The organism is Variovorax soli (assembly GCF_031454625.1).
Classification (GTDB): Bacteria; Pseudomonadota; Gammaproteobacteria; order Burkholderiales; family Burkholderiaceae_C; genus Variovorax; species Variovorax soli_A.
Map to the genome: position 1 here is coordinate 327,682 of NZ_JAVDRF010000004.1, position 23,145 is coordinate 350,826.

The 23,145-nt window shown below is 70.0% G+C and carries 19 protein-coding genes; 15 read left to right on the forward strand and 4 right to left on the reverse strand.

Annotation, left to right across the window (positions count from 1 at the left end; translation table 11 throughout):
- The first annotated feature begins 188 nt into the window (after positions 1-188).
- From coxB to J2739_RS11625, 4 genes are read left to right on the forward strand one after another with little or no spacing between them, the layout of a single operon-like run.
- Complete coding sequence (coxB, locus tag J2739_RS11610; protein ID WP_309901681.1) at positions 189-1,235, forward strand: cytochrome c oxidase subunit II; 1,047 nt, start codon at positions 189-191, stop codon at positions 1,233-1,235.
- Entirely contained in the window at positions 1,232-3,184 is a 1,953-nt protein-coding gene (locus J2739_RS11615) for a cbb3-type cytochrome c oxidase subunit I (RefSeq protein ID WP_309901683.1), read from the forward strand. Before coxB ends, J2739_RS11615 begins: the two co-directional genes overlap by 4 nt.
- Positions 3,181-3,810 carry a cytochrome c oxidase subunit 3 gene (locus tag J2739_RS11620; RefSeq protein ID WP_309901685.1) on the forward strand — a complete coding sequence of 210 codons (630 nt, stop codon included), beginning with the start codon at positions 3,181-3,183 and terminating at the stop codon, positions 3,808-3,810. The genes J2739_RS11615 and J2739_RS11620 overlap by 4 nt, the downstream gene beginning before the upstream one ends.
- A gap of 10 nt (positions 3,811-3,820) precedes the next feature.
- A complete protein-coding gene (locus J2739_RS11625; RefSeq protein ID WP_309901687.1) occupies positions 3,821-5,122 on the forward strand; it encodes a c-type cytochrome in 1,302 nt (433 codons plus the stop codon).
- A 16-nt stretch (positions 5,123-5,138) separates the two neighbouring features.
- Here the strand turns inward: J2739_RS11625 and J2739_RS11630 are convergent, their stop codons facing one another.
- Complete coding sequence (locus J2739_RS11630; protein ID WP_309901689.1) at positions 5,139-6,932, reverse strand: hypothetical protein; 1,794 nt, start codon at positions 6,930-6,932, stop codon at positions 5,139-5,141.
- Between the two features lie 200 nt (positions 6,933-7,132).
- Here J2739_RS11630 and J2739_RS11635 point away from each other — a divergent pair, with 200 nt between their 5' ends.
- The gene (locus J2739_RS11635; RefSeq protein WP_309901691.1) at positions 7,133-8,209 is read left to right on the forward strand and encodes a UDP-glucuronic acid decarboxylase family protein; all 1,077 of its coding nucleotides are present in this window, start codon (positions 7,133-7,135) and stop codon (positions 8,207-8,209) included.
- On the opposite strand, the gene J2739_RS11640 is transcribed toward J2739_RS11635, so the two are convergent.
- A complete protein-coding gene (locus J2739_RS11640; RefSeq protein WP_309901693.1) occupies positions 8,163-9,119 on the reverse strand; it encodes a glycoside hydrolase 5 family protein in 957 nt (318 codons plus the stop codon). The genes J2739_RS11635 and J2739_RS11640 overlap by 47 nt on opposite strands.
- Positions 9,116-10,240: an inositol-3-phosphate synthase gene (locus J2739_RS11645; protein WP_309901695.1), complete on the reverse strand. Its 1,125-nt coding sequence runs from the start codon at positions 10,238-10,240 to the stop codon at positions 9,116-9,118. Before J2739_RS11645 ends, J2739_RS11640 begins: the two co-directional genes overlap by 4 nt.
- 226 nt (positions 10,241-10,466) lie before the next feature.
- Between J2739_RS11645 and J2739_RS11650 the strand changes: the two genes are divergently transcribed.
- From J2739_RS11650 to J2739_RS11695, 10 genes are all read left to right on the forward strand, one after another.
- A complete protein-coding gene (locus J2739_RS11650) occupies positions 10,467-11,585 on the forward strand; it encodes an NAD-dependent epimerase/dehydratase family protein (RefSeq protein WP_309901697.1) in 1,119 nt (372 codons plus the stop codon).
- Positions 11,582-12,709: an NAD-dependent epimerase/dehydratase family protein gene (locus J2739_RS11655; protein ID WP_309901699.1), complete on the forward strand. Its 1,128-nt coding sequence runs from the start codon at positions 11,582-11,584 to the stop codon at positions 12,707-12,709. Before J2739_RS11650 ends, J2739_RS11655 begins: the two co-directional genes overlap by 4 nt.
- Before the next feature lie 2 nt (positions 12,710-12,711).
- Complete coding sequence (locus tag J2739_RS11660; RefSeq protein WP_309901701.1) at positions 12,712-13,668, forward strand: MDR/zinc-dependent alcohol dehydrogenase-like family protein; 957 nt, start codon at positions 12,712-12,714, stop codon at positions 13,666-13,668.
- A gap of 6 nt (positions 13,669-13,674) precedes the next feature.
- Positions 13,675-14,709: a Gfo/Idh/MocA family protein gene (locus tag J2739_RS11665; RefSeq protein ID WP_309901703.1), complete on the forward strand. Its 1,035-nt coding sequence runs from the start codon at positions 13,675-13,677 to the stop codon at positions 14,707-14,709.
- Positions 14,699-15,850 carry a glycosyltransferase family 4 protein gene (locus J2739_RS11670; protein ID WP_309901705.1) on the forward strand — a complete coding sequence of 384 codons (1,152 nt, stop codon included), beginning with the start codon at positions 14,699-14,701 and terminating at the stop codon, positions 15,848-15,850. Before J2739_RS11665 ends, J2739_RS11670 begins: the two co-directional genes overlap by 11 nt.
- Positions 15,838-16,956, forward strand: coding sequence for a CgeB family protein (locus J2739_RS11675; protein WP_309901707.1), 1,119 nt, complete (start codon positions 15,838-15,840; stop codon positions 16,954-16,956). The genes J2739_RS11670 and J2739_RS11675 overlap by 13 nt, the downstream gene beginning before the upstream one ends.
- A complete protein-coding gene (locus J2739_RS11680; RefSeq protein ID WP_309901709.1) occupies positions 16,953-18,065 on the forward strand; it encodes a CgeB family protein in 1,113 nt (370 codons plus the stop codon). Before J2739_RS11675 ends, J2739_RS11680 begins: the two co-directional genes overlap by 4 nt.
- Positions 18,062-19,183, forward strand: coding sequence for a CgeB family protein (locus J2739_RS11685; protein ID WP_309901710.1), 1,122 nt, complete (start codon positions 18,062-18,064; stop codon positions 19,181-19,183). Before J2739_RS11680 ends, J2739_RS11685 begins: the two co-directional genes overlap by 4 nt.
- On the forward strand, positions 19,180-19,992 hold the full coding sequence (locus J2739_RS11690) for a TIGR04290 family methyltransferase (protein ID WP_309901712.1): 813 nt from the start codon (positions 19,180-19,182) through the stop codon (positions 19,990-19,992). Before J2739_RS11685 ends, J2739_RS11690 begins: the two co-directional genes overlap by 4 nt.
- Before the next feature lie 192 nt (positions 19,993-20,184).
- Entirely contained in the window at positions 20,185-20,418 is a 234-nt protein-coding gene (locus tag J2739_RS11695; RefSeq protein WP_405053872.1) for a KGG domain-containing protein, read from the forward strand.
- 158 nt (positions 20,419-20,576) lie between these two features.
- Here the strand turns inward: J2739_RS11695 and ligD are convergent, their stop codons facing one another.
- Positions 20,577-23,090 (reverse strand): DNA ligase D, encoded by a 2,514-nt coding sequence (gene ligD, locus J2739_RS11700; RefSeq protein ID WP_309901714.1) that lies wholly within the window; start codon positions 23,088-23,090, stop codon positions 20,577-20,579.
- Positions 23,091-23,145: the final 55 nt, after the last annotated feature.

Below are 23,145 nucleotides of genomic sequence, written 5' to 3' on the forward strand. Positions count from 1 at the left end.
AACTCCTTGGCTTTGGTGGTCGCGGACGGTGGGAGGATGACGAACCCAAGATGCGCGACCGGCGGGTCGCAAGAGATGCTGCGAAGCGGCGCAATGCGCGAACGTGGGACGACGCCCTCTTCTCAACGAGAACTCTCCTACCTTGCGCGCGCGGCCCGGGTGGTACAGCGAAACCTTTCCACCATCGCATGGCCACCTTGCTGTCCGTCGTTCCGCGCATGGAGTTCCTGCGCCGCATCGCGACCGGCGTGGCACTGGGCGCGCCAGTCCTGCTGCGGAGCGCCGAGCTGCCCGACACCGCACGGCCGGCAGGCGTTCAGGCGGCGCGCATTCTCGATCTCTGGTACTTGACCTTGGCCGAGTGCGGGCTCGTCTTCGCGGCCATCCTCCTCGTGCTGACACTGGCGATCTGGCGCGGCGCCCGGCGCGCCGGACCCCCTTCGACGGACGAGGCCGCTGCGCACGCGGGCCGGTCGAAGCGTGCGGTGGCCGGCGCGACCGCCGTCTGCGCGGTGCTGCTGGCGGGGCTGCTCGCGGCCGATGTGTGGACCGATCGCTTGCTTTCCCGGATACCCACCGGCGATGCGCTGCACATCGAGATGATCGGACACCAATGGTGGTGGGAACTGCGCTACCGCGGCGCAGACGGCCGTGTCGTCTTCGCGGCGGCCAACGAGCTGCATATCCCGGTCGGACGCCCGGTGGTGATCTCGCTGGCGAGCGTCGATGTGATCCACAGCTTCTGGGTGCCGAATCTGCATGGGAAAAAAGACCTGGTCCCCGGCCGGGCGTCGCGCATCTCGCTGCGAGCCGACCGAGCCGGCGTGTTTCGCGGCCAGTGCGCCGAGTTCTGCGGGCTCGAGCATGCCCTGATGGCCTTTTCCCTGACCGCTGCGGCCCCTGGCGACTATGCCGCGTGGGAAGCCCGCCAGCGGGCGCCGGCGCCCACGCCGGCCACCGAGGATGCGAAGCGCGGCGAGCGCATCTTTCAGGCATCGAACTGCGCGCAATGCCACAGCGTGCGCGGAACACAGGCGGCAGGCAGCCTGGGCCCCGACCTGACGCACCTGGGCAGCCGCTCGACCATCGCCGGCACGCTGCCCAATGAACCGGGGTTGCTGGCGGCCTGGATCCTGGCGCCGCAGTCGTTCAAGCCCGGCACCAGCATGCCATCGAGCCGTCTGCCGCCCGACGATCTGCGGCTGCTGGTGAGCTATCTCGGGACGCTGCAATGAAGCCCGCCTCCGCCTCGCCTCGTGCGGCCGATGCGCCGAGCCGCCGTTTCGACGGACCCGGCGCCGGGCCGGCCGCGACACGCTCGCTCGCGGCCACCTGGGCCGACCCGCCTGGCTTCGTCGGCGCACTGTGCGCGATCGACCCCAAGACCATTGCCCGTCGCTTCATGGCGACCACCCTCGCCTTTTTCCTGCTCGGCGGCGGGCTCGCGCTGGTGATGCGCCTCCAGCTGGCGCGTCCGCACGCCCATCTCGTCGACGCGCAGCTGTACAACCAGCTCTTCACCGTCCACGGCTCGACCATGATGTACCTGTTCGCCGTGCCGGTGATGCAGGCCGTCGCCATCTACCTGGTTCCCCTGATGATCGGCACCCGCTCGATCGCATTCCCGCGCATGAACGCCTATGCCTTCTGGATCTTCCTGATGGGCGGGCTCTTCCTCTATGGGTCGTTCGCCGCGGGTGCGGGCCCCAGCACGGGATGGTTCAGCTACGTGCCGCTGGCCTCGGCCGACTATTCGCCCGGCAAGGGCCCGGACGTCTGGGCGCAGACGATCACCTTCACCGAGCTGTCGGCGCTGCTCGAAGCCATCGTGCTCATCACCACCATCTTCAAGATGCGTGCGCCCGGCATGTCGCTGTCGCGCATGCCGCTGTTCGTCTGGGCCGTCCTGGTGACGCAGTTCATGGTGCTGTTCGCCATGCCCGCGATCATGGTGGCGAGCACGACACTGATCCTGGACCGGCTCGTCGGCACGCACTTCTTCAACCCGGCACACGATGGCGACGTGCTGTTGTTCCAGCACCTGTTCTGGTTCTTCGGGCATCCCGAGGTCTACCTGATCTTCGTGCCGGCGCTCGGCTTCATGTCTTCGATCATCTCGACCTGCACGCGCCGGCCCATCTTCGGCTACCGGCCCATGGTGCTGTCGCTGGTGGCGACCGCCTTCCTGGCCTTCGGCTTGTGGGTCCACCACATGTTCGCCACGCCGCTGCCCGAGGTCGGCAAGAGCTTCTTCACGGCTGCGAGCCTGGCCATCGCAGTGCCCGGCGCGGTCCAGATCTTCTGCTGGCTCGCCACGCTCTGGGGCGCGCCGCTGCTGTGGCGCACCCAGCTGCTCTTTGCGCTGGCCTTCTTCGTCATCCTGGTGGTGGGCGGGCTGAGCGGCATCATGCTGGCCGCCGTGCCGATCGACCTCCAGGTCCACGATACTTATTTCGTCGTGGCGCACCTTCACTACGTGCTCTTTGGCGGCGCCGTGTTCCCGCTCTTCGGCGCCTTCTACCACTGGTTCCCGAAGTTCAGCGGCCGCTTGCTCGACGAGCGGCTCGGCCGCTGGCACTTCGCGCTGCTTTTCGTGGGCTTCAACACGGCCTTCTTCCCCATGCACCTCCTCGGACTCCAGGGGATGGTGCGCCGCATATGGACCTATCCCGAAGGCATGGGCTGGGACAGGCTGAATCTTCTTTCGACCATCGGCGCATGGATCATCGCGCTCGGCACCGCGGTGTTCCTGGTCAACCTCGTGCGCAGCCTGCGCAGCGGCGTTCTCGCGGGCCGCAATCCGTGGAACGCGGGAACACTGGAATGGCATGCGGCCAGTCCGCCGCCGCCGCACAACTTCGACAGCCTGCCGGTCGTCCACGGCAAGGAGCCGCTCTGGGACGCGCGCGGGCCCGGGGGAGTCAGCGGCCTCGCAGCGGATGCACGCGAGCTGCTGATCACCCGCACGGTCGACGCGCGGCCCGAAGGCCGCTACCTGTTCCCGTCTCCCTCGATCTGGCCCTTCGCCACTGCGCTCGCGACCACGGTGCTCTTCATCGCCTCGGTCTTCACGCCGTGGGGGGCCGTCTGGGGCGCCGTGCCGCTGCTGCTGGCCACCGTCGCATGGTTCTGGCCGCGGCGCGCGGAAACGCAAACTGCCATCGCGCTGGAGCGGGCGCCATGACCGAGGCCGCCGTCGCCGCCGCGCCGCCGGCGCCGGCCGCCTCGGTGGATGTGCGCGCGCTGCCGAGCTACGGCTTCGGCGCGTGCAGCCTCATGTGGTGGGGCACGCTGGGCCTCATGCTGATCGAGGGCACGGCCTTCGGCCTTGCCATCGCCATGTACTTCTTCGTGCGCACCCTCGCTGCCGCCTGGCCGATCGATGCCGCGATGCCCGATCCCGTGTGGGGCACGCTGAACACGCTGCTGCTGCTGGCGAGCCTGTGGCCCAACCAGATGGCCAAGCGCGCGGCCGAGGCGCGCAACCGGCCCCGCGCGCGTTTCTGGCTGTGCATCTGCCTGCTGGCGGCACTGGCCTTCCTGGTCGTACGCGCGCTCGAGTTCGGCGCCCTGAACGTGAGCTGGCATGCCAGCGCCTACGGGTCGGTGGTCTGGCTGCTGATGGGGCTGCACACCACGCACCTGATCACGGACACCGCGGACACGGCCGTGCTGGCGGTGCTGCTGTTCTCGGGACCCTTCGACGCCCGGCGCTTCGTGGACGTCAGCGAGAACGCCTGGTACTGGTACTTCGTGGTGGCGACCTGGCTGCCGATCTACGCGGTCGTCTACTGGGCGCCCCGCTTCTGAGGCCACACGGATGGGCGCGCGGCTTCCCACCGATGGCCCCTGGCGGCTCGTCGCTGCCGCGGCATTCGCCGCCGCCAGCGCGATCGTCCAGGCGCAGCAGGCGGCGGCCGACGCCGACGTGGCGCGCGGGGCCTACCTGGCCCGCATCGGGGGCTGCGCCGGCTGCCACACCGCGCCCAAGGGCGGCGCCCCCTTCGCGGGCGGACGCGTGGTGCCCTCGCCCATCGGGGGGATCTTCAGCACCAACATCACGCCGGATCGCCAACACGGCATCGGTGACTACGAGCTGCAGGATTTCGAGCGCGCGCTGCGCGCCGGCACCGCGCGCGGCGGCAAGCATCTCTACCCGGCCATGCCCTATCCGTCCTATGCCCGCATGAGCGACGCCGATGTGCGGGCGCTGTTCGCTTACCTGAGGACCGCGGTGGCGCCGGTGGCCCTGCCGGCTCCGCGCAACGCGCTGCCCTTTCCGTTCGACCAGCGCTGGATCCTGCGCTGGTGGAAAGTCGCGTTCGTTCCGCGCGGCGCGCCGGCGCTGCGGCCCGACCGCGATGCCGAATGGCAGCGCGGCGCCTACCTGGTGCAGACCGTCGGCCATTGCGGGACCTGCCACACTCCGCGAGGCCTCGCCTATCAGGAGCTCGGCTACGACGACACGTCGAGCCGCTACCTGAGCGGCGCCGTCAATGACCATTGGCTTTCGTCGAACCTCCGCGCCGATCCGGGTGCGGGGCTCGCGCGCATCGACGTGCGCGATGTGGCGTCCTTCCTCAGGACCGGTCACGCCGCCGGCCTGGTCGCCTACGGTCCCATGGCCGACGAGGTCGAGCAAAGCCTGCAGCACCTCAGCGCGTCCGATGCGATGGCCATGGCGCGCTACCTCAAGAGCCTGCCGTCGCAAGATGCGCAAGGGCACTATGCCGCCCCGGCCGGCAGCGATCCCGATGCGGCCGCGCGCGGCCAGCGCACGCGCGACGTGGAATCCGTCGGCGCCGCCGTCTACAAGGGCTTCTGCGCGCAATGCCACGGCGCCGACGGCGCGGGCCTCGCGCTAGCGTTTCCAAGGCTCGCCGGCAACCCGACATTGCTGTCGGACGATGCGAGCTCGCTGATCCGGCTGGTCCTCGAAGGGGGACGCGGCCCTTCAACGACCGACGGGCCGGCGCCGCAGGCCATGCCGCCCTTCGCCGGCACCTTGACGGACCTGCAGATCGCGCAGGTCCTGAGTTTCACGCGCACCCGCTGGGGCAACGACGCGCGCCAGGTCAGCACCCAGGACGTCGCGTCCCTTCGCAAGCGGCTGCGAAAGTAGGCATCGGGCAAGACGGTCATGCGGCGTCGCGCCCGCCGGCCGCGCCCGCGCCGTCCCATGTGTCCGCGTCCGAAGCGAGGACCTCCCGCAAGGCCGAGGCATAGCGTTCAGCGGCGCGGGTGAGCCGCGGAATCTCTTCGGCGCCAGGACCCGCTGCGAGCGCCATCCGGTAGTAGCCCAGCTGGAAGGCGAGATAGCAGGGGTGCAACAGCCACAGCAGTCGCGCATGCACCGGCTGCCCCGAGACACGCGCGCACACCTGCGCCACGTGATGCGCCTGCGGCGCGGAGAGCCCGAACTCCACGGCGGCGCCCACCACGTCCCAGGCAATGTCCTGGCAGCCGACCAGATCGTGTCCGGCATGGTGATCGACGGCGTCCGTCTTGAGGAGGAGGCCGTCGCCCGCGAGCCACTCCCACGCGTGCATGCGGTTGTCCGTTTCGACCCTTCGTACCAGCCGCTCGAGCGGCTCCAGTGCCGGTTGCCAGCGTGACCAGGCCTCGGCCCAGGCCGGGCCCAGTGCTTCGCCGGTGTTGGCGCGAGCAGCATCGAAGAGCCGGTGCAGCGTGGCACCGCTGGCGTCCGGCGCCGCGAAGTGGCGCGCGCGAAACCCCAGGTACTCGCCCATGCGCTGCGGCAGCATGGGCCAGCGCGCACATGCCTCCGATTGCAGCGGCGCCAGGTCGCCGCGCCAGCGCTCGGCCATGAAGCCGTGGCGGTAGCCCGCCACCTCCGGCACGAAGCCTGCGCGCGCGAGTTCCCGGGCACGCGCGAATCGGCACTCGCCACGCCGCCCGAGTCCGACGAACTTCAGCAGCCACAGGCCGCTGTCGGTGCGCGCCAGGTACTTGCGCCGTTCCTGCGCGGCATGAACCGGTGGCCCCTCCTGACCATCGAGGCGATGCCACGCGCGCCACGCACCGCCGCCGAGCGCGTGCAGCGGCTCGCGCAGCGCTCCGAGCAGCGGCGCAAACCAGTTCTCCAGCCGATGCCCCGGCGTCGCACTGTGCAGGACCAGCGACTCGAAGCTATGCAGGTGCACGCGCGCCACGCTCCAGACGCGGCGGGTTTCGGGGCTCGCAGCAGGACCCGGCCCCGCGGCATGCGAAGGAAAGAAGTGCAAGCGCTGCGGGCACGCCCCGGCAGCGAGCAGCCAATGCGCCACCGCCGCCATCGACGAGCCCGAGAGCCCCGGCCCTTCGTCGACCACGGCGCAGTCCATCGCGTGCACGCCGGCCAGCGAAGGCCCGCCGGCCATGCGGCGCTCGAAGGGATGCCCCTGCGGACGCACGGTGTCCGGCGGTCCGGCACCCAGCCCCACCGACACCATCGCGGCGAGGCTGGTTCCGATGCTGCGCACGCCGATCACACGCCACGGCCGATCGCGCGACAGTGCGCGCGCGGCCTCGAAATGGCCTTCGGGGTACAGCGCATAGAACGCGTAGCCCTCCGGACAGCGCAGCACGAGATCGATCGGCGGCAGCCGCGTGCGACATGCGGCGAGCGCTTCGAAAGGAACGGCGCCGCCATCCGCGAATGCCGACCGCCATGAGCGCGCGCAGCTTCGCGCGAGGGCGTGAACCAGCACCATCGCGCTGCGCGCCGCCGTTGCCGGGAGCGGCGGCGGCTGTGCCTGAGCTCCGTCTTCCAGGGCCTGCGCGAGCTCTCCGGCCTCGATCAAGGCCGCGACCAGCTGCTGGTGCCGCTGCAGCCCGTGCGGCAGCGCGTCGGCCTCGCGCAGCATCGCCTCCAGCCGCTCGCCCACGTCGCACGCGCGTTCGCAACGCACCGCATCGCCATACACCTGCATGGACCTTCGATCCCTTCACAACTTACCGCGCTTTGCGCCGCGCGACTCGAACACTCTAGCGCTCGCGCTGCGCGCGCGCAGGCCGGTCAACTCATCAATGAGGTCATCGACAGCAGGCGGCCACGTCCTGTATCGCCGGGGCGCGATCTCTGCTAGCTTTTTTTTCATACCCACCCACTTCACAGAGAGCGAGTCCCATCATGCGCATCTACGACGCCCAGCGCCGCATCCTCGTCACCGGCGGTGCCGGTTTCCTCGGCAGCCATCTCTGCGAGCGATTGCTGGCCGAAGGCCATGAGGTACTCTGCCTCGACAACTTCTTCACGGGCACCAAGCGCAACATCGAGCACCTGCTGGCGCATCCGCGCTTCGAGCTGCTGCGCCACGACGTCACCTTCCCCGTCTATGTCGAGGTCGACCAGATCTACAACCTCGCCTGTCCCGCGTCGCCGGTGCACTACCAGCACGATCCGGTCCAGACCACCAAGACCAGCGTTCACGGTGCCATCAACATGCTGGGCCTGGCCAAGCGCCTGCGCGCACGCATCCTGCAGGCGTCGACCAGCGAGGTCTATGGCGATCCGGATGTCCACCCGCAGCCCGAGTGCTATTGGGGCAAGGTCAATCCCATCGGTGTGCGCAGCTGCTACGACGAGGGCAAGCGCTGCGCCGAGACACTGTTCTTCGACTACCACCGCCAGCACGCGCTGGACATCCGCGTGGTGCGTATCTTCAACACCTATGGGCCGCGCATGCATCCCAACGACGGGCGCGTGGTGTCGAACTTCATCGTCCAGGCACTGCGCGGCCAACCGATCACGGTCTACGGCGAAGGCGCGCAGACGCGCAGCTTCTGCTTCGTGGACGACCTGGTCGACGGGCTGCATCGCTTCATGGAGTCCGAGCAGGCCGGCAGCGGCCCGCTGAACCTCGGCAACCCCGGCGAGTTCACCATCCGCGAACTGGCCGAGATGGTGATCCGGCTGACAGGATCGCGCTCGCGCTTGACCTTCGCTCCACTGCCCGCAGACGATCCGCTGCAGCGCCGTCCCGACATCACACAGGTCCAGGCCGCGCTCGGATGGCAACCCCGCGTCCAGCTCGAGGAAGGACTGAAGCGCACGATCGCCTACTTCGACGAGCTGCTGGGCCAGGTGCCCACGCTGCGGCCGAGTCCGTCCGTGCCGCTGGCGGCGCAGGAGGCGCGCACCCTGCCGCCCGTGGCGGCGGTCAGGCGCAAGACGGCCCGGCCTCGCAGGCGCGTGGACGCGGCGTAGCAAGCGCCTGCGCCGTCGACGCCCCAGGGGCATAGCGGCGCACCATGCGGGCGCAGAAGTCGGCGTACTCCGACGTCACGAGCGGCGGACTCGTGTGGTGCGCAGCCACGCCGCGGTGCTCGGGCGTGAAGCAGAAGGTCAGGGTCAGCTCGAACTCGTCGAGCGCCTGCATCTGGCGATCGAACCACTGCTGCGCACCCGGCCTGCAGCTGTCCGCCCAGCTCAAGCCGGTGCGCAAGTGGCGCACGCCGAGACGGCGCAGCCAGCGCACCGCGTCGTCCAGCCGATGGTCCTCGAAATGGAACCACTGGCAGATGCCGAAGGCCGGCGCGTACTCATGGAAGATCCGGCAGGCCTGCTTGGGCGTGCCGTCTTCGCGCAGCAGGCCCATGTGGAAGTGCCGGTAATAGCTGGACCCTTCGGCCTCCCGGTGGCGCGTCGTGGCGGGCCATGCCCGGGGCAGGTCGTAGAGCGAGTACCAGTGCAGGCGCGGCACCCGCCCGATCAGCAGCGCCGCACTGCGTTGCAGACCGAACACCTGCACCTCTTCGGCGCCGAAGCTGGAAGCCCCCACTTCGGTGACCCACACCGGCAAGGCCGTGACGCTCTCGATCTCGGCGATGCGCTGCGGCCATTCGTCGATCGGCCAGTGATTCCAATCGAGCGGGAAGCCGTGCACCGCCACGACGTCAAGTCCGTCCAGCACGCCGAAGCGGGCGAGCCGCTGCATGAAGGCGGCGTCGATGGGCGACATGCCGCCGAGCACCTGCACCAGCGACGGGTTCTCGGCGCGCACGGCGGCCGAGGCCTCGATCACCATGCGGGCGAAGGCGCTCCACTCGGGGTCCAGTTCGAGGTCCCAGTGCGACTTGTTGTTCGGCTCGTTCCAGAACTTGACCGCCTCGATCATTTGAGCACCGCGTGGCTGGGTTGCGCGCTGGGCTGCGGCGCGATCGCCTCGGCGTCGCCGCGGATGAAGGCCTCGACCAGTTCGTGTGCCTCGTCGTCCGTGAACTGCTGCGGCGGCGACTTCATGAAGTAGCTCGACGGCGCCAGCACCGGGCCGCCGATGTTTCGATCCAGCGCCAGCTTGGCACAGCGGACCGCATCGATCACCACGCCGGCCGAGTTCGGCGAATCCCACACTTCCAGCTTGAGCTCGCACTGCAGCGGCACGTTGCCGAAGGTGGTGCCCTCCATGCGCACGTAGCAGAACTTGCGGTCCGCCAGCCACGGCACATGGTCGCTCGGCCCCACGTGGACGTCGTCGCTGCGCATCGGATGGCCCAGCTGGCTCGTCACCGCCTGGGTCTTCGAGATCTTCTTCGACACCAGCCGTTCGCGCTCCAGCATGTTGAGGAAGTCGGTGTTGCCTCCGAAGTTGAGCTGGTAGGTGCGATCCAGCCGAACGCCGCGCTTGCGGAACAGATCCGTGAGGATGCGGTGCACGATGGTGGCGCCGAGCTGCGACTTGATGTCGTCGCCGATGACCGGCAGCCCGCGCTCGATGAAGCGCTGCTGCCACACCGGGTTGGACGCGATGAAGACGGGCACGCAGTTGACGAAGGCGCAGCCCGCTTCGAGCGCCTGCTGCGCATACCACTCCGTCGCTTTCTGGGCGCCGACCGGCAGGTACGAGACCACGACGTCCGTGCCGCTGTCGCGCAGCACGCGCACCGCGTTTTCGGGCTTGCCGCGCGCCAGCGGCACCACGTGCTTGAGGTACTTGCCGATGCCGTCGAGCGGCATGCCCCGCGACACGCGCACGCCGGTGAGCGGGACATCCGCAAAGCGGATCGTGTTGTTCGGCGCCTGCACGATGGCCTCCGCGATGTCGAGGCCGACCTTGCCGGCGTGCACGTCGAAGGCCGCACTGAACTCGATGTCCGACGGACGGTAGCCCGCCACGTCCGCATGCATCAGGCCGGGCACGAAGTCGCCGCCGCGCGCCTCGCGATAGAAGTGCACGCCCTGCACCAGGGATGAAGCGCAGTTGCCGACGCCGACGATCGCCACTCGAATGCTTGCCATGTGCGTGGACCTTTCGGATCGAGGCCGCACGTTCGCGCGGCCAGTGAATCACATGGCCACATGATGGGCCCGGCTCGCGCCGCGCCAGCTCAGCCGTGGCGTAACGGAGCTTTGTTCCTACATCTGCGTCAGCGCGCGCGGACACGCCCATCGCGAGCGCACGACACGACCATCGAAACCTCGACGACGCGACCCCGCGGTTGCCTGGCAATAGGAAGAACACACCATGTCGAAGCACTTGCTGATCACCGGCGGCGCCGGCTTCATCGGGTCCCATCTCGCAGACGAACTGCTGGCGCGCGGCCATCGCGTGCGGGTGCTGGACCGGCTTGCGCAGCAGGTCCACGGCGATGCGGCGCGAAGGCCCGCCTATCTTTCACCGGAGGTCGAGCTGCAGGTCGGGGACGTGTGCGATCCGCAGGCGGTTCGGTCGGCGCTCGCGGGCATCGATGCCGTCTACCACTTCGCCAGCGCAGTCGGCGTGGGGCAGAGCATGTACGAGGTGGCGCACTACACCCGGGTCAACAACCTCGGCACGGCCGTGCTGCTCGAAGCCCTCATCGAGCGGCCGGTGGAGCGCCTGGTGGTCGCCTCGAGCATGAGCCTCTACGGCGAAGGCCTCTACCGCGATGCGGCGGGTGCCTTGCGCACGGTGGGGGAGCGCTCGCTGGAGCAGCTGCGCCGCGGCGACTGGGACTGGCACGACGAGCACGGCGCCGTGCTGTCGCCGGCACCGACGCCCGAGAGCAAGGCTCCCGCGCTCGCATCGGTCTACGCCTTGTCCAAGTACGACCAGGAGCGCATGTGCCTGATGATGGGCCGTGCCTACCGCATCCCGACAGTGGCGCTGCGCTTCTTCAACGCCTACGGTCCGCGGCAGGCGCTTTCCAATCCGTACACCGGCGTGCTGGCGATCTTCGCGGCGCGCCTGCTCAACGGCAATGCGCCTGCCATCTTCGAGGACGGCTGGCAGCAGCGCGACTTCGTGAGCGTGTACGACGTGGCCCGCGCCAGCCGGCTCGCGCTCGACGTGCCCGCCGCGGCCGGCGAGGTGTTCAACATCGGCAGCGGCCGCGCGGTCACCGTGCGCGAGATCGCGCAGCGGCTCTCCGAGGTGATGGGCAAGCCCCGGCTCCTGCCGCAGATCACCGGCAAGTACCGCATGGGCGACATCCGTCATTGCTTCGCCGACATCGGCAAGGCCGAGGCCGTGCTGGGCTATGCGCCGCAGGTGAACCTGGACGACGGGCTGAGGGAACTCGCGGCCTGGCTCGAAGGGCAGGCGGCGGTGGACCGTGTCGCGCAGGCGAGCGCGGAACTCGCCGAGCGGGGGTTGGCCCTATGACCGCCATCGACGGACATCGCCGCACGGCGGGCCGCGAGCAGCCGGATCTCACGCTCATCACCGGCGGCGCGGGCTTCGTGGGTGCCAACCTGGCGCATCGGCTGCTCGCGGCGAAGCGGCCCGTGCTGGTCTTCGACAATCTCTCGCGCCCAGGCGTCGAACGCAATCTGGCATGGCTGCGCAAGATGCATGGGCACAACCTGCAGGCGACGATCGCGGACATCCGCGATGCGCAAGCGGTGGCGCGCGCGGTGGCGCGCGCGCAGAGCGTGTTCCATTTCGCGGCGCAGGTCGCGGTGACCACGAGCCTGGTCGATCCGCGCGAGGACTTCACCGTCAATGCCCTGGGCACGCTCAATGTGCTCGAGGCCATTCGCGCGCAGCCGCGTCCGCCCTCGATCGTGATGACCTCCACCAACAAGGTCTACGGCGGCCTCGACGACCTCGCGCTCGAAGTGCGCGACGGGCGCTACGCCCCGCTGTCGAGCGAGATCGCGCGCCACGGCGTGTCGGAGTCGCGACCGCTCGACTTCCACAGCCCCTACGGCTGCTCGAAGGGGACGGCCGACCAGTACGTTCGCGACTACGCGCGCAGCTATGGCATCGACAGCGTCGTGTTCCGCATGAGCTGCATCTACGGACAGCGCCAGTTCGGCAACGAGGACCAGGGCTGGGTCGCGCACTTCCTGCTGCGCGCGCTGCAGGGAGCCCCGCTCACGCTCTTCGGCGACGGCCGCCAGGTGCGCGACATTCTGTACGTCGACGATCTGGTGGACGCGCTGCTGCTCGCGCAGCGCCACATTCACGCCCTGCGCGGCCGCGCCTTCAACATCGGCGGCGGGCCCGCCAACGTGATCAGCCTGCTGGAGCTGATCGAACGCATCCGGCATCTGCACGGGACACCTCCCCGCATCGACATGCGCGATTGGCGCGTCGGCGATCAGCGCTACTACGTGTCCGACACGCGCAGCTTCCAGGCTGCGACCGGCTGGCGCCCGCGCATTGCCGCGGCGCAGGGCATCGAGCGCCTCTACCGCTGGCTGCGCGAGCCGCAAACGCATCGTGACGTGGCGACCACGGCGCCGGAACAGCCCGCGGCGTGGGCCGCTCTCGGCGCGAGCTAGCCATGCTGGCAGGCATCCTCAGCGCGCCGGGGACCCTGTCCCTCGCGCAGGTCGCACAACCGGAGCCGGCGCCCGGCCAGGTGCTGGTGCGCCTCGAAGGTTCCGGCGTGTGTGCCTCCAGCCTGCCCGTGTGGGAGGGGCGCCCTTGGTTCCGGTATCCGCTCGCAGCCGGCGCGCCGGGCCACGAGGGATGGGGAACGGTCGCGGGCCTCGGCGATGGCGTGACCGGCTGGCACGAAGGCGAGCGCGTCGCCGCACTGAGCTTCTGCGCCCACGCCGAGTACGACGTGGCCGACGCGGGAGCGCTCGTGCGCCTGCCGGCCTGCCTCGACGGCGCGGCGCTGCCGGGCGAGCCGCTGGGCTGCGCCATGAACATCTTCCGGCGCAGCGGCATCGAGGCCGGCCAGACCGTCGCGATCGTGGGCATCGGCTTTCTCGGGGCGCTGCTCACGCGGCTTGCCGCGCAGGCCGGCGCGCGCGTGATCGCGATCTCGCGCCGCCCCTTCGCGCTCGAGATCGCCCGGGCCGCCGGCGCCGCCGAGCTCGTCATGCTGGGCGATCACGCCGAGGTCATTGCGCGGGTCAAGCACCTCACCGAAGGCCGCTGGTGCGAACGCACGATCGAGGCAGTCGGCCTGCAGGGGCCGCTCGACCTGGCCGGCGAGATCACCGGCGAGCGCGGCCGCCTGGTGATCGCCGGCTACCACCAGGACGGCCCGCGCCAGGTCGCGATGCAGCTTTGGAACTGGCGCGGCCTCGACGTCATCAACGCGCACGAACGCGACCCGGCGCGCTATGTGGAGGGCATGCGCGCGGCCGTGGAAATGATGGCGCAGGGCACGCTCGATGTCGCACCGCTGCTGACGCGCTACGAGGGCCTCGATCGCCTGGGCGAGGCGCTGGAGATGACGCGGCGCCGTCCCGATGGCTTTCTCAAAGCCGTGGTCACCACGCGCTGATCGCTCATGCACACCGAGCTGCTTCAGGACTGCCGGCCCGCTGCCGCACGCGCATCGCGCCCGGCGCGCCTGGGTTTCCTGGGGGTGGGCTGGATCGGCAGGCTGCGGCTCCAGGCCCTGCTCGACTGTCCCTTCGCCGAGATCGCGGCGCTCGCCGACGAGTCCCCGGCCGCCCTGGAAGCGGCGCAGGCACTCGCGCCGCGCGCCGAAGCACTGGCCGGCCTCGACGCTCTGCTGGCGCGCCCGCTCGATGGTCTCGTCATCGCCACGCCGAGCGCCCTGCATGCCGCCCAGGCCGAAGCGGCCCTGGCCCGGGGCCTGGCCGTGTTCTGCCAGAAGCCGCTCGCGCTGGATGCCGGAGAAACGGCGTCGGTGATCGCGGCAGCGCGCAAGGCCGATCGCCTGCTTGGCGTCGACCTCTCCTATCGCCACAGCGAGGCGATGCGCTGCGTGCACGCGCTGGTGGAAAGCGGCGGTATCGGGGAGATCTACGCGGCCGACCTCGTGTTCCACAACGCCTACGGCCCCGACAAGCCGTGGTTCCGCGATCGCCGGCTGTCCGGTGGCGGCTGCGTGATCGATCTGGGCACCCACCTGGTGGACCTGGCGCTCTGGACGCTCGGCGCCTCCCCGGTGGTCCGCGTCTCCAGCCGGCTGTGGGCGCAGGGGCGGCGGCTGCCGGTGCGGCCGCTCGCGGTGGAGGACCATGCGATCGCCGAGATCGAGTTCGGCAACGGCGCAGTGGCCCGCCTGGCCTGCTCCTGGAACCTGTCGGCCGGCTGCGATGCGGTGATCGAGGCGCGCTTCCATGGCACGCGCGGCAGCGCGTGCGCCCGCAACGTCGACGGCTCCTTCTACGACTTCGTCGCGGAACACCACGAAGGCACGCGCTGCACGCGGCTGGCCAGCCCGCCCGATGCCTGGGGCGGGCGCGCATTGCAGGCCTGGGCACGGGCGCTGGCCGCCGGCCGGCGTTTCGATCCTTCCATCGAGCAACTGGCCGCGGTGGCGGCCGTGGTGGACGCGATCTATGGACGCTGAATCGAAGTTCCATGTGCTCATGACCGCCGACACGGTCGGCGGCGTGTGGACCCATGCGATCGAACTCGCGGAAGGGCTCGGACGGCGCGGCGTGTGCGTCACGCTCGCGACCATGGGTGCCCCCTTGAGCGACGCGCAGCGCGCGCAGGCGGCAGCCCTGCCGCTGCTGCGCACGTTCGAGAGCGCGGCACGGCTCGAGTGGATGGCGGACCCCTGGCCCGATGTGCGCCAGGCCGGGGAATGGCTGCTGCGCCTCGAGCAGGCGGTCAAGCCCGACCTGGTGCACCTCAACCAGTTCTCGTTCGGGTCGCTGCCATTCCGGGCACCGACGCTGCTGGTGGCGCATTCGTGCGTGCTGTCATGGTGGGAGGCTGTGCATGGCGAGCCGGCGCCGCCGCAGTGGGACCGTTACCGGCGCGCGGTCGCGCGGGGACTGCACGGGGCGACCCTGGTCGCCGCGCCCACCGCGACGATGCTGGCCGCCCTGCACCGGCATTACGGCCACGACCGGCGCGGCGTCGTCCTGTACAACGGGCGCAGCGGACGCCGCTTCGCGCCGCAGCCCAAGGACCCCCTGATCCTGTCGGCCGGCCGGCTGTGGGACGCCGCCAAGAACCTCGATGCGCTGGAGGCCATCGCGCCTCGCCTGCCCTGGCCGGTGGCCGTCGCCGGCCGCACGCAGGCACCGGCGGGCGAAGATCGAAGCGTGCGCGGCGTTCAGGCACTGGGCGAGCTGGCGCCGCCCGAGCTGGCCCGGTGGCTCGGGCGCGCGGCCATCTACGCTGCCCCGGCGCGCTACGAGCCCTTCGGCCAGACCGCGCTGGAGGCCGCGCTGTCGGGCTGCGCCCTGGTGCTCGGCGACATCCCGAGCCTGCGCGAAGTCTGGGGGCCGGCCGCGCTGTTCGCACCGCCCGAGGATCACGAGGCACTGCGCGCTGCGCTCGCCCTGCTGATCGCGGACGACGCGCTGCGCGAGCGCATGGCGAACGAAGCCCGCGCCCGCGCGCAGCGCTACACCGCGCGGCGCATGGTCGACGCCTACCTCGCGGTCTATCGCCGTCTGATGCACGGCGCAACCCGTGGCGCGCGCGCGGGATCATCGCTCACGCTCGTCTCACCGGAGGCCGCATGCACGTCGTGATGTTCTGCCACTCCTTGGTGTCCGACTGGAACCACGGCAACGCGCATTTCCTGCGCGGGGTGTGCAGCGAGTTGCTCGCGCGCGGCCACACGGTCGAGGTCTTCGAGCCGCAGGACGCGTGGAGCCGCATGCAGCTGGAGGCCGAGCATGGCAGCGCGCCATCGCTCGGCTTTGCGCGCGCCTATCCCGAGCTGCACAGCCGGCGCTACGCGCCCGCGACGCTGGACCTGGACCAGGCCCTGGAAGGAGCCGACCTCGTGCTGGTTCACGAATGGAATGCGCACGCGCTGGTGCGCGCGCTCGGGCTGCATCGCCGGCGCCATGGCGGCTACCGGCTGCTCTTTCACGACACCCATCACCGCAGCGTGACGGATACGCCCGCGATGGCGGCCTACGCGCTGGAGGACTACGACGGCGTGCTGGCCTTCGGCGAGGTCCTGCGCGAGCTCTACGAGCGCCGCGGCTGGGGTCGCCGCGCCTGGACCTGGCACGAGGCCGCCGACGTGCGGCGATTCCGTCCCCTCGACGACGAGCCCTGCGAGGGCGATCTGGTCTGGATCGGCAACTGGGGCGATGGCGAACGGCAGGCCGAACTCGACAGCTTCCTGCTCGGTCCGGTGCGGGCGCTCGGCTTGCGCGCGCGCGTGCATGGCGTGCGCTATCCGGACGATGCGTTGGAGCGCCTGCGCGACGCCGGCATCAGCTATGGCGGCTGGCTGCCCAACCACGAGGCGCCGCGCGTGTTCGCCCGCTACCGCGTGACCGTGCATGTCCCGCGCCGTCCCTATGTGCAGGCGCTGCCCGGCATCCCCACCATCCGGGTGTTCGAGGCGCTGGCCTGCGGCATTCCGCTGGTGTCGGCACCGTGGCGCGACACCGAGCATCTGTTCGCGGCCGGCCGCGACTTCCTGGTCGCCAAGGACGGCACGTCCATGCGGGCGCGACTGCGCGCGGTGCTGAACGACCACGCCATGGCCCAGAGCCTCGCGCAGCACGGCCGCAGCACGATCCTCGCGCGCCACACCTGCGCGCACCGCGTCGACGAACTGCTGGCCATCCATGCGCAACTGCAGCCGGCGACACCGGAACCCGAGAGGCTCGCATGAACAAGCCCGGTATGGACATCGCTTTCTTCGGTTCCAGCCTGGTCTCGGCCTACTGGAACGGCGCCGCCACCTACTACCGGGGCCTGGTGCGCGCGCTGCATGGGCGCGGGCATCACGTGCGCTTCTTCGAACCGGACGCCTTCGGCCGCCAGCAGCATCGCGACATCGAGGACCCCCCCTGGGCCGAAGTGATCGTCTATCCCGGCGAGGGCGAGATGCACGCGCTGCGCATGGTGGAAGCCGCGCGCGGAGCCGACCTCGTGGTCAAGGCCAGCGGCGTCGGCGTGTTCGATGCCCTGCTGGAGCGCGCACTGCTGTCCTTGCGCGGGCCGTCGACGCGCGTGGTGTTCTGGGATGTCGACGCACCCGCCACGCTGGACCGCCTCGAGCAAGATCCGGCCGATCCGTTCCGCGCGCTGGTGCCGTGCTACGACCTCGTGCTGACCTACGGCGGCGGCCAGCCCGTGATCGACGCCTACGAGCGATTCGGCGCGCGCCGCTGCGTGCCCATCTACAACGCCCTCGACCCGTCCACCCATTTCCCGGTCGAGCCGCAGCCGCATTTCGTCGCGGACCTGGGCCTGCTCGCCAACCGGTTGCCGGACCGCGAGGCCCGGGTGAACGAGTTCTTCCTGCAAGCCGCGGCCCGGTTGCACGAGGCGCGCTTCCTGCTGGGCGGCAGCGGCTGGGAGAACAAGGCCATGCCCAGCAACGTCAAGTGGATCGGCCACGTCTATACCGCCGACCACAACGCCTTCAACTGCACGCCCAAGGCCGTGCTGAATGTCAGCCGCGACAGCATGGCGCGCTACGGCTTTTCGCCGGCCACCCGCGTGTTCGAGGCCGCGGGCGCCGCCGCGTGCCTGATCACCGACGCGTGGGAAGGCATCGAGTGCTTCCTCGAGCCCGAGCGCGAAGTGCTGGTGGCAGCCAACGGCGAGGCCGTCGCGGCGCAGCTCGAGGCGCTCGAGGCGCCGGCCGCGCGCCGCATCGGCGAGGCGGCCTATGCGCGCGTGCTGGCACATCACACCTACGACCATCGCGCCAGCCAGCTCGAGGCGCTGCTGGAAGGGCGCGACAGCGCCGAGCCGGCGAGGAAGGCCGCATGAACACACCACGCATCCCGCGCCTGCGCATCGTGATCCTCGGCCTGTCGATCACCTCCTCCTGGGGCAACGGACATGCCACGACCTACCGCGCCCTCGTGCGCGCGCTCGCGCAGCGCGGCCACGAGGTGTTGTTCCTGGAGCGCGATATGCCGTGGTATGCGCAGAACCGCGACCTGCCGCAGCCTCCGTTCGGCCGCACGGTCCTCTATGACGATCTGGACGCACTCCGTCGAACGCATGCGCAGGCCGTGGGCGACGCCGACCTCGTGATCGTCGGCTCCTTCGTGCCCGAGGGCGCGGCCGTCGGCGACTGGGTGCTGGCGCAGGCCAGCGGCCTGAAGGCCTTCTACGACATCGACACGCCGGTGACGCTCGGCCTGCTGCGCAGGGACGAAGCGCCGTACCTGAAAGCGCGGCAGATCGCTGCCTACGACCTGTACCTGTCCTTCACGGGTGGCCCGACGCTGCGGCGCCTGGAGCGCGAGTTCGGCTCGCCGGCCGCGCGCGTGCTGTACTGCTCGGTCGACCCGCTGGCGTACTTCCCCGAAGCGGGCGAGCGCGATCTGGACCTCGGCTACATGGGCACCTACAGCGCCGACCGCCAACCGACCGTCGAGCGCCTGCTGGCAGAGCCGGCCCGGCGCTGGCCGGCCGGTCGCTTCGCCGTCGCCGGTCCGCAGTACCCGCCCGGTCTCGCCTGGCCGGCCAACGTGCTGCCGATCGCGCACCTGCCGCCGCACGCGCATCGCGCCTTCTACAACCGCCAGCGCTTCACGCTGAACGTGACGCGCGCCGACATGATCGAGGCGGGCTGGTCGCCCAGCGTGCGCCTGTTCGAGGCGGCCGCCTGCGCGACCCCCATCGTCAGCGACTGCTGGGCCGGCATCGACACGCTGCTCACTCCGGGAAGCGAGCTCTTCCTGGTCGAGCGCGCGGAGGAGGTGCTCGATCTCTTGCGCGGCTTGCCCGAAGCGCGGCGGCGCGAAGTCGGCGAACGGGCGCGGGCGCGCATCCTCGCGCAACACACGTCCGCGCACCGGGCCGCCGAACTCGAAGCGCATGTGCACGCGCTGCGTTCGGCGAGCACCTCGCGCGAGGCGGTCGGGAGCGCCTCGTGACCGGCCGCCTGGCGCTGCATCAGCGCGACAACGCCCGCGCACTGCAGCAGCGCATCGAAGCGCTCGGCCCCTGGTTCCACAACCTGCACCTGCCGGGCGGCGTGCAGACCCTGCCGCAGCATTTTCTCGGCGGCGACTTTCCGAACTTCAAGTGGCAGCAGGTCCGGGCCGCGCTGCCGGCCGATCTGACGGGATGGCGCGTGCTGGACGTCGGCTGCAATGCCGGCTTCTACAGCTTCGAGCTGGCGCGGCTCGGCGCGCATGTGACCGGCATCGATGTCGATCCGCACTACCTGGCGCAGGCGCACTGGGCGGCCGGCGTGCTCGGGCTCGAACACGCGGTGGAGTTCCGCCGCATGGAGGTCTACGAAATCGCGCACGCGCGCGAGCGCTTCGACCTGGTGTGGTTCATGGGCGTCTTCTATCACCTGCGCTATCCACTGCTGGCGCTCGACCTGCTGGCGCAGCGCACGCAGCGGCTGCTCATGTTCCAGACGCTGACCATGCCGGGCGACTCGGTGTACGAAAACACGGCGGACTGCTCCATCGAGGACCGCACGCCGCTGCTGGAGTCGGGCTGGCCCCGCATGGCATTCATCGAGCATCGACTGGCGGGCGACCCCACCAACTGGTGGGCGCCCAACCACGCCGGCGTCGAAGCCATGCTGCGCTCCAGCGGCCTGCGCGTGGTGGCATGCCCCGGACACGAGCTCTACCTCTGCGAACCGGATCCGCAGGCGGAGCGCACGCGCGCCGGCTATGCCTCGCAGCTGCGCTGCGTGAGCACGATGCTGCGCGACCGGCGCTGAGCCGGGCGGCACGAAGAAGACACGACGCACAACGCCGGCCCGACGGCCGTTCCCACTGGCACGTCGATTGCAAGCCGACTCCGAACGCGACTGAAACGCTGGGCTTGTTGCCCAGTGATGCCAGTTGCCCCCTGCCCCTGATCGGGCACTCGTTTCTTCGTTGTCTCAACACTGTCTCAAGGAAAGATCGCCATGTCCGATTCCAACGATGTGTTCGACTCGCCCCCCCGCCGCGGGCGCGGCTTCGCCGGCATGGACCCGGCTCGCAGACGCGACATTGCACGGGAAGGCGGGCGCGCGGCCCACGAGAAGGGCACCGCCCACGAATACACCCCGGCCGAGGCACGTGCGGCCGGGGTCAAGAGCCGCACGTTGAGGCTGCGCCGGATGGCGACGGACGCAGCCGCAGGTCAGGACGGCAGCTGATCGGCGACAGCCCGAGATGCCGCGCCGAGGAGGCGCGAGCCACCCGGCAAACATTGCCGGCCTCCCGGACACTCTTGCCGCAAAAGGCGCTGGTGGCCACGGGCAGCCCATGCGCCGCAGCCGGGCGGCTGCTTCGCCATGCGGAATACACGAGTCCTTCAGCTCGGCTTGAAGCCCAGGACCTTCATGGCCGCGCCGATGCCCCGTGCGCCGGCGCCGTATTCGCGCCAAGGCGCGTTGCCCTGGTCGAGGCGCGTGTGAATGTTCTGCACCGTCCACTGCGCACCGCCGGTGAGCCTGGGCACTTCCTCCCACTCGACCGGGACGCTCACGCCGAGTCCGGGCCGCGCGCGCGCCGACCAGGCGCAGATGGTGGTCGCCCCAAAGCCGTTGCGCAGGTAGTCGATGAAGATCCGGCCCACGCGATTGCGAGGGCCGCTCTTGGCCACGAAGAGCGCCGGCAGCGTGCGCGCGAGGTGCCGCACGATCGCCTCGGAGAAGTCCTTGACGGTGTCCCAGTCATGCTGCTTCCTGATCGGCACCACGACATGCAGGCCCTTGCCGCCGCTGGTCTTGCAGAACGAAAGCAGGCCGAGCTCGTTGAGAAACAGGCGCACCACCTCCGCGGCCTGCTGCATCGTCGGCCAGTCCACGCCCGTGCCGGGGTCCAGGTCGAAGGTCATGCGGTCGGGCTTGCCGATCGAGGTCTTGACGGCATTCCAGGTATGGAACTCGACGACGTTCATCTGCGCTGCGGACAGCAGGCCTTCAGGGGTCGCGACCTCCAGCAGCTGATCATGGCCCGGCCAGAGTGCAGGATCGAGCTGGCGCACGCCCGGCATCTGCCCCTTGTCCAGGTGCTTCTGGAAGAACAGCTCGCCGGCGATGCCCGTCGGCGCACGCACGAGCGAGATCGGCCGGCCCTTGAGATGCTCCATCATCAAGGGCGCGATGAGACCGTAATAGCGCACCAGTTCGACCTTGGTGAGGCGGCTTGCCGGATCGATCACCCGCTCGGGATTGGAAACCCGGAGCTTCGGTGGCAGGGTGTGCGGCACCGCCTGCTCGAGGTCCGCGCCCGTGGGCGCAACCGCCTTTTCGCGGATGATCGCCTTGGCCGGCTTGTCCGTGCGCAGGCCCTTGAAGACCGGGTGCCGGATGTGCCCGCCGGAGGTCCACTCCGAGAACGTCACCTCGGCCACCAGCACGGGCTTCACCCAGTGCGCCCGCCGGTCGTCGGCCGTCTTCTCCTTGAAAGGCCGCTCGTCGGTGGCGAGCGCCTGCATGCGCTTCAGCAGCTCGCGCAGCAGCTTGTCGTCGAAGCCGGTGCCCACCTTGCCGGCATAGACGAGCTCGCCCTTGTCGTCATGCACGCCGACCAGCAACCCGCCGAAGCCGGTGCGCGACCCTTGCGGATCGGTATAGCCGCCGATGACGAACTCCTGCCGCCGGCTGCACTTGAGCTTGATCCAGTCCGGCGATCGCCGGCTGCTGTACGTGCTTTGCCTGCGCTTGCCGATGATTCCCTCCAGCCCGAGCTTGCAGGCCGACAGGACGATGTCGCCCGGCGGTGCCTCGAACACCTCGCTCAGGCGGATCGGCGCCGGCGCTTTCGCAAGCAGTGCCTTTAGCAGTTCGCGCCGCGCTTCGAGCGGCACGCCGGTGAGGTCATGGCCGTCGTAGTACGGAACGTCGAACAGGAAGTAGACGATGTCGCGGGTCTTCGCGCTGTCGAAGGCGTTCTGAAGCGCCTGGAAGTCCGTCTTGCCGCCCTCGCCCACGACCACGATCTCGCCATCGAGCCAGCCCGGCTTGAGCTTCATGCGCGTCAGCGCCTCGACCAGGTGCGGTATGCGGGCGCTCCAGTCGTGGCCGTTGCGGGTGATGAGACGCACGCCGTGGTCGTCGATGCGTGCGAGAAGGCGATAGCCGTCGAACTTGATCTCGAAGAGCCACTCGTCCGGGCGCGGCGGCGGTTTGTCGACGAGCGTGGCCAGCACGGGCGCCAGCTTCATGGGCATGGGGCCCTTGACGGCGCCTTCGGGCATGGAGGGCGCGGCACCGGAACGCCGCGGCTTCTTGTCGGCGGGCCGCGGCCCGGCTGCAGGCTCGGGCATCGGCAAGCTGGCCACGCTGTCCGGAAACTCGTCGACCACGCTGAAGGCACTGGAGGGCCTCTCGTAGGCGTCGCGTTCCTTGATGAGCAGCCAGGCATCCTGCTTCGCGTCGTCCTGGCGCTTGAGGCGCACCAGGGCCCAGCTGCCGCGCATCTTGTAGCCGCGCATCTCGAACTTGAGATGGCCGTCGCGGTACGCCTTGTGGGGGTCGCCTTGCGGAACCCAGGTGCCCTTGTCCCACACGATGACCTTTCCGGCCCCGTACTGGCGGGGCGGGATCTGCCCCTCGAAGGTGTTGTACGAGATCGGGTGGTCTTCGACATGCACGGCCATGCGGCGCTCGCGGTGGTCGTAGCTCGGACCCTTGGGGACGGCCCAGCTCTTCATCGCGCCTTCGAGCTCCAGGCGCAAGTCGTAGTGCAGGCGCCTGGCCCAGTGCTTCTGGATCACGAACTGCAGGGCCTGCGGACTTTCCTCGCCACCCTCGGCAGGTTCCGGCGTGATCGCGAAGTTGCGCTTCGCCTTGTACTTCTCGAGGGTGTCGGCCTTGGGCATGCGTCAACGTAGCGCCGCGCCCGCGAGCTTGCAATCCGAAAACACCCACGCGGGC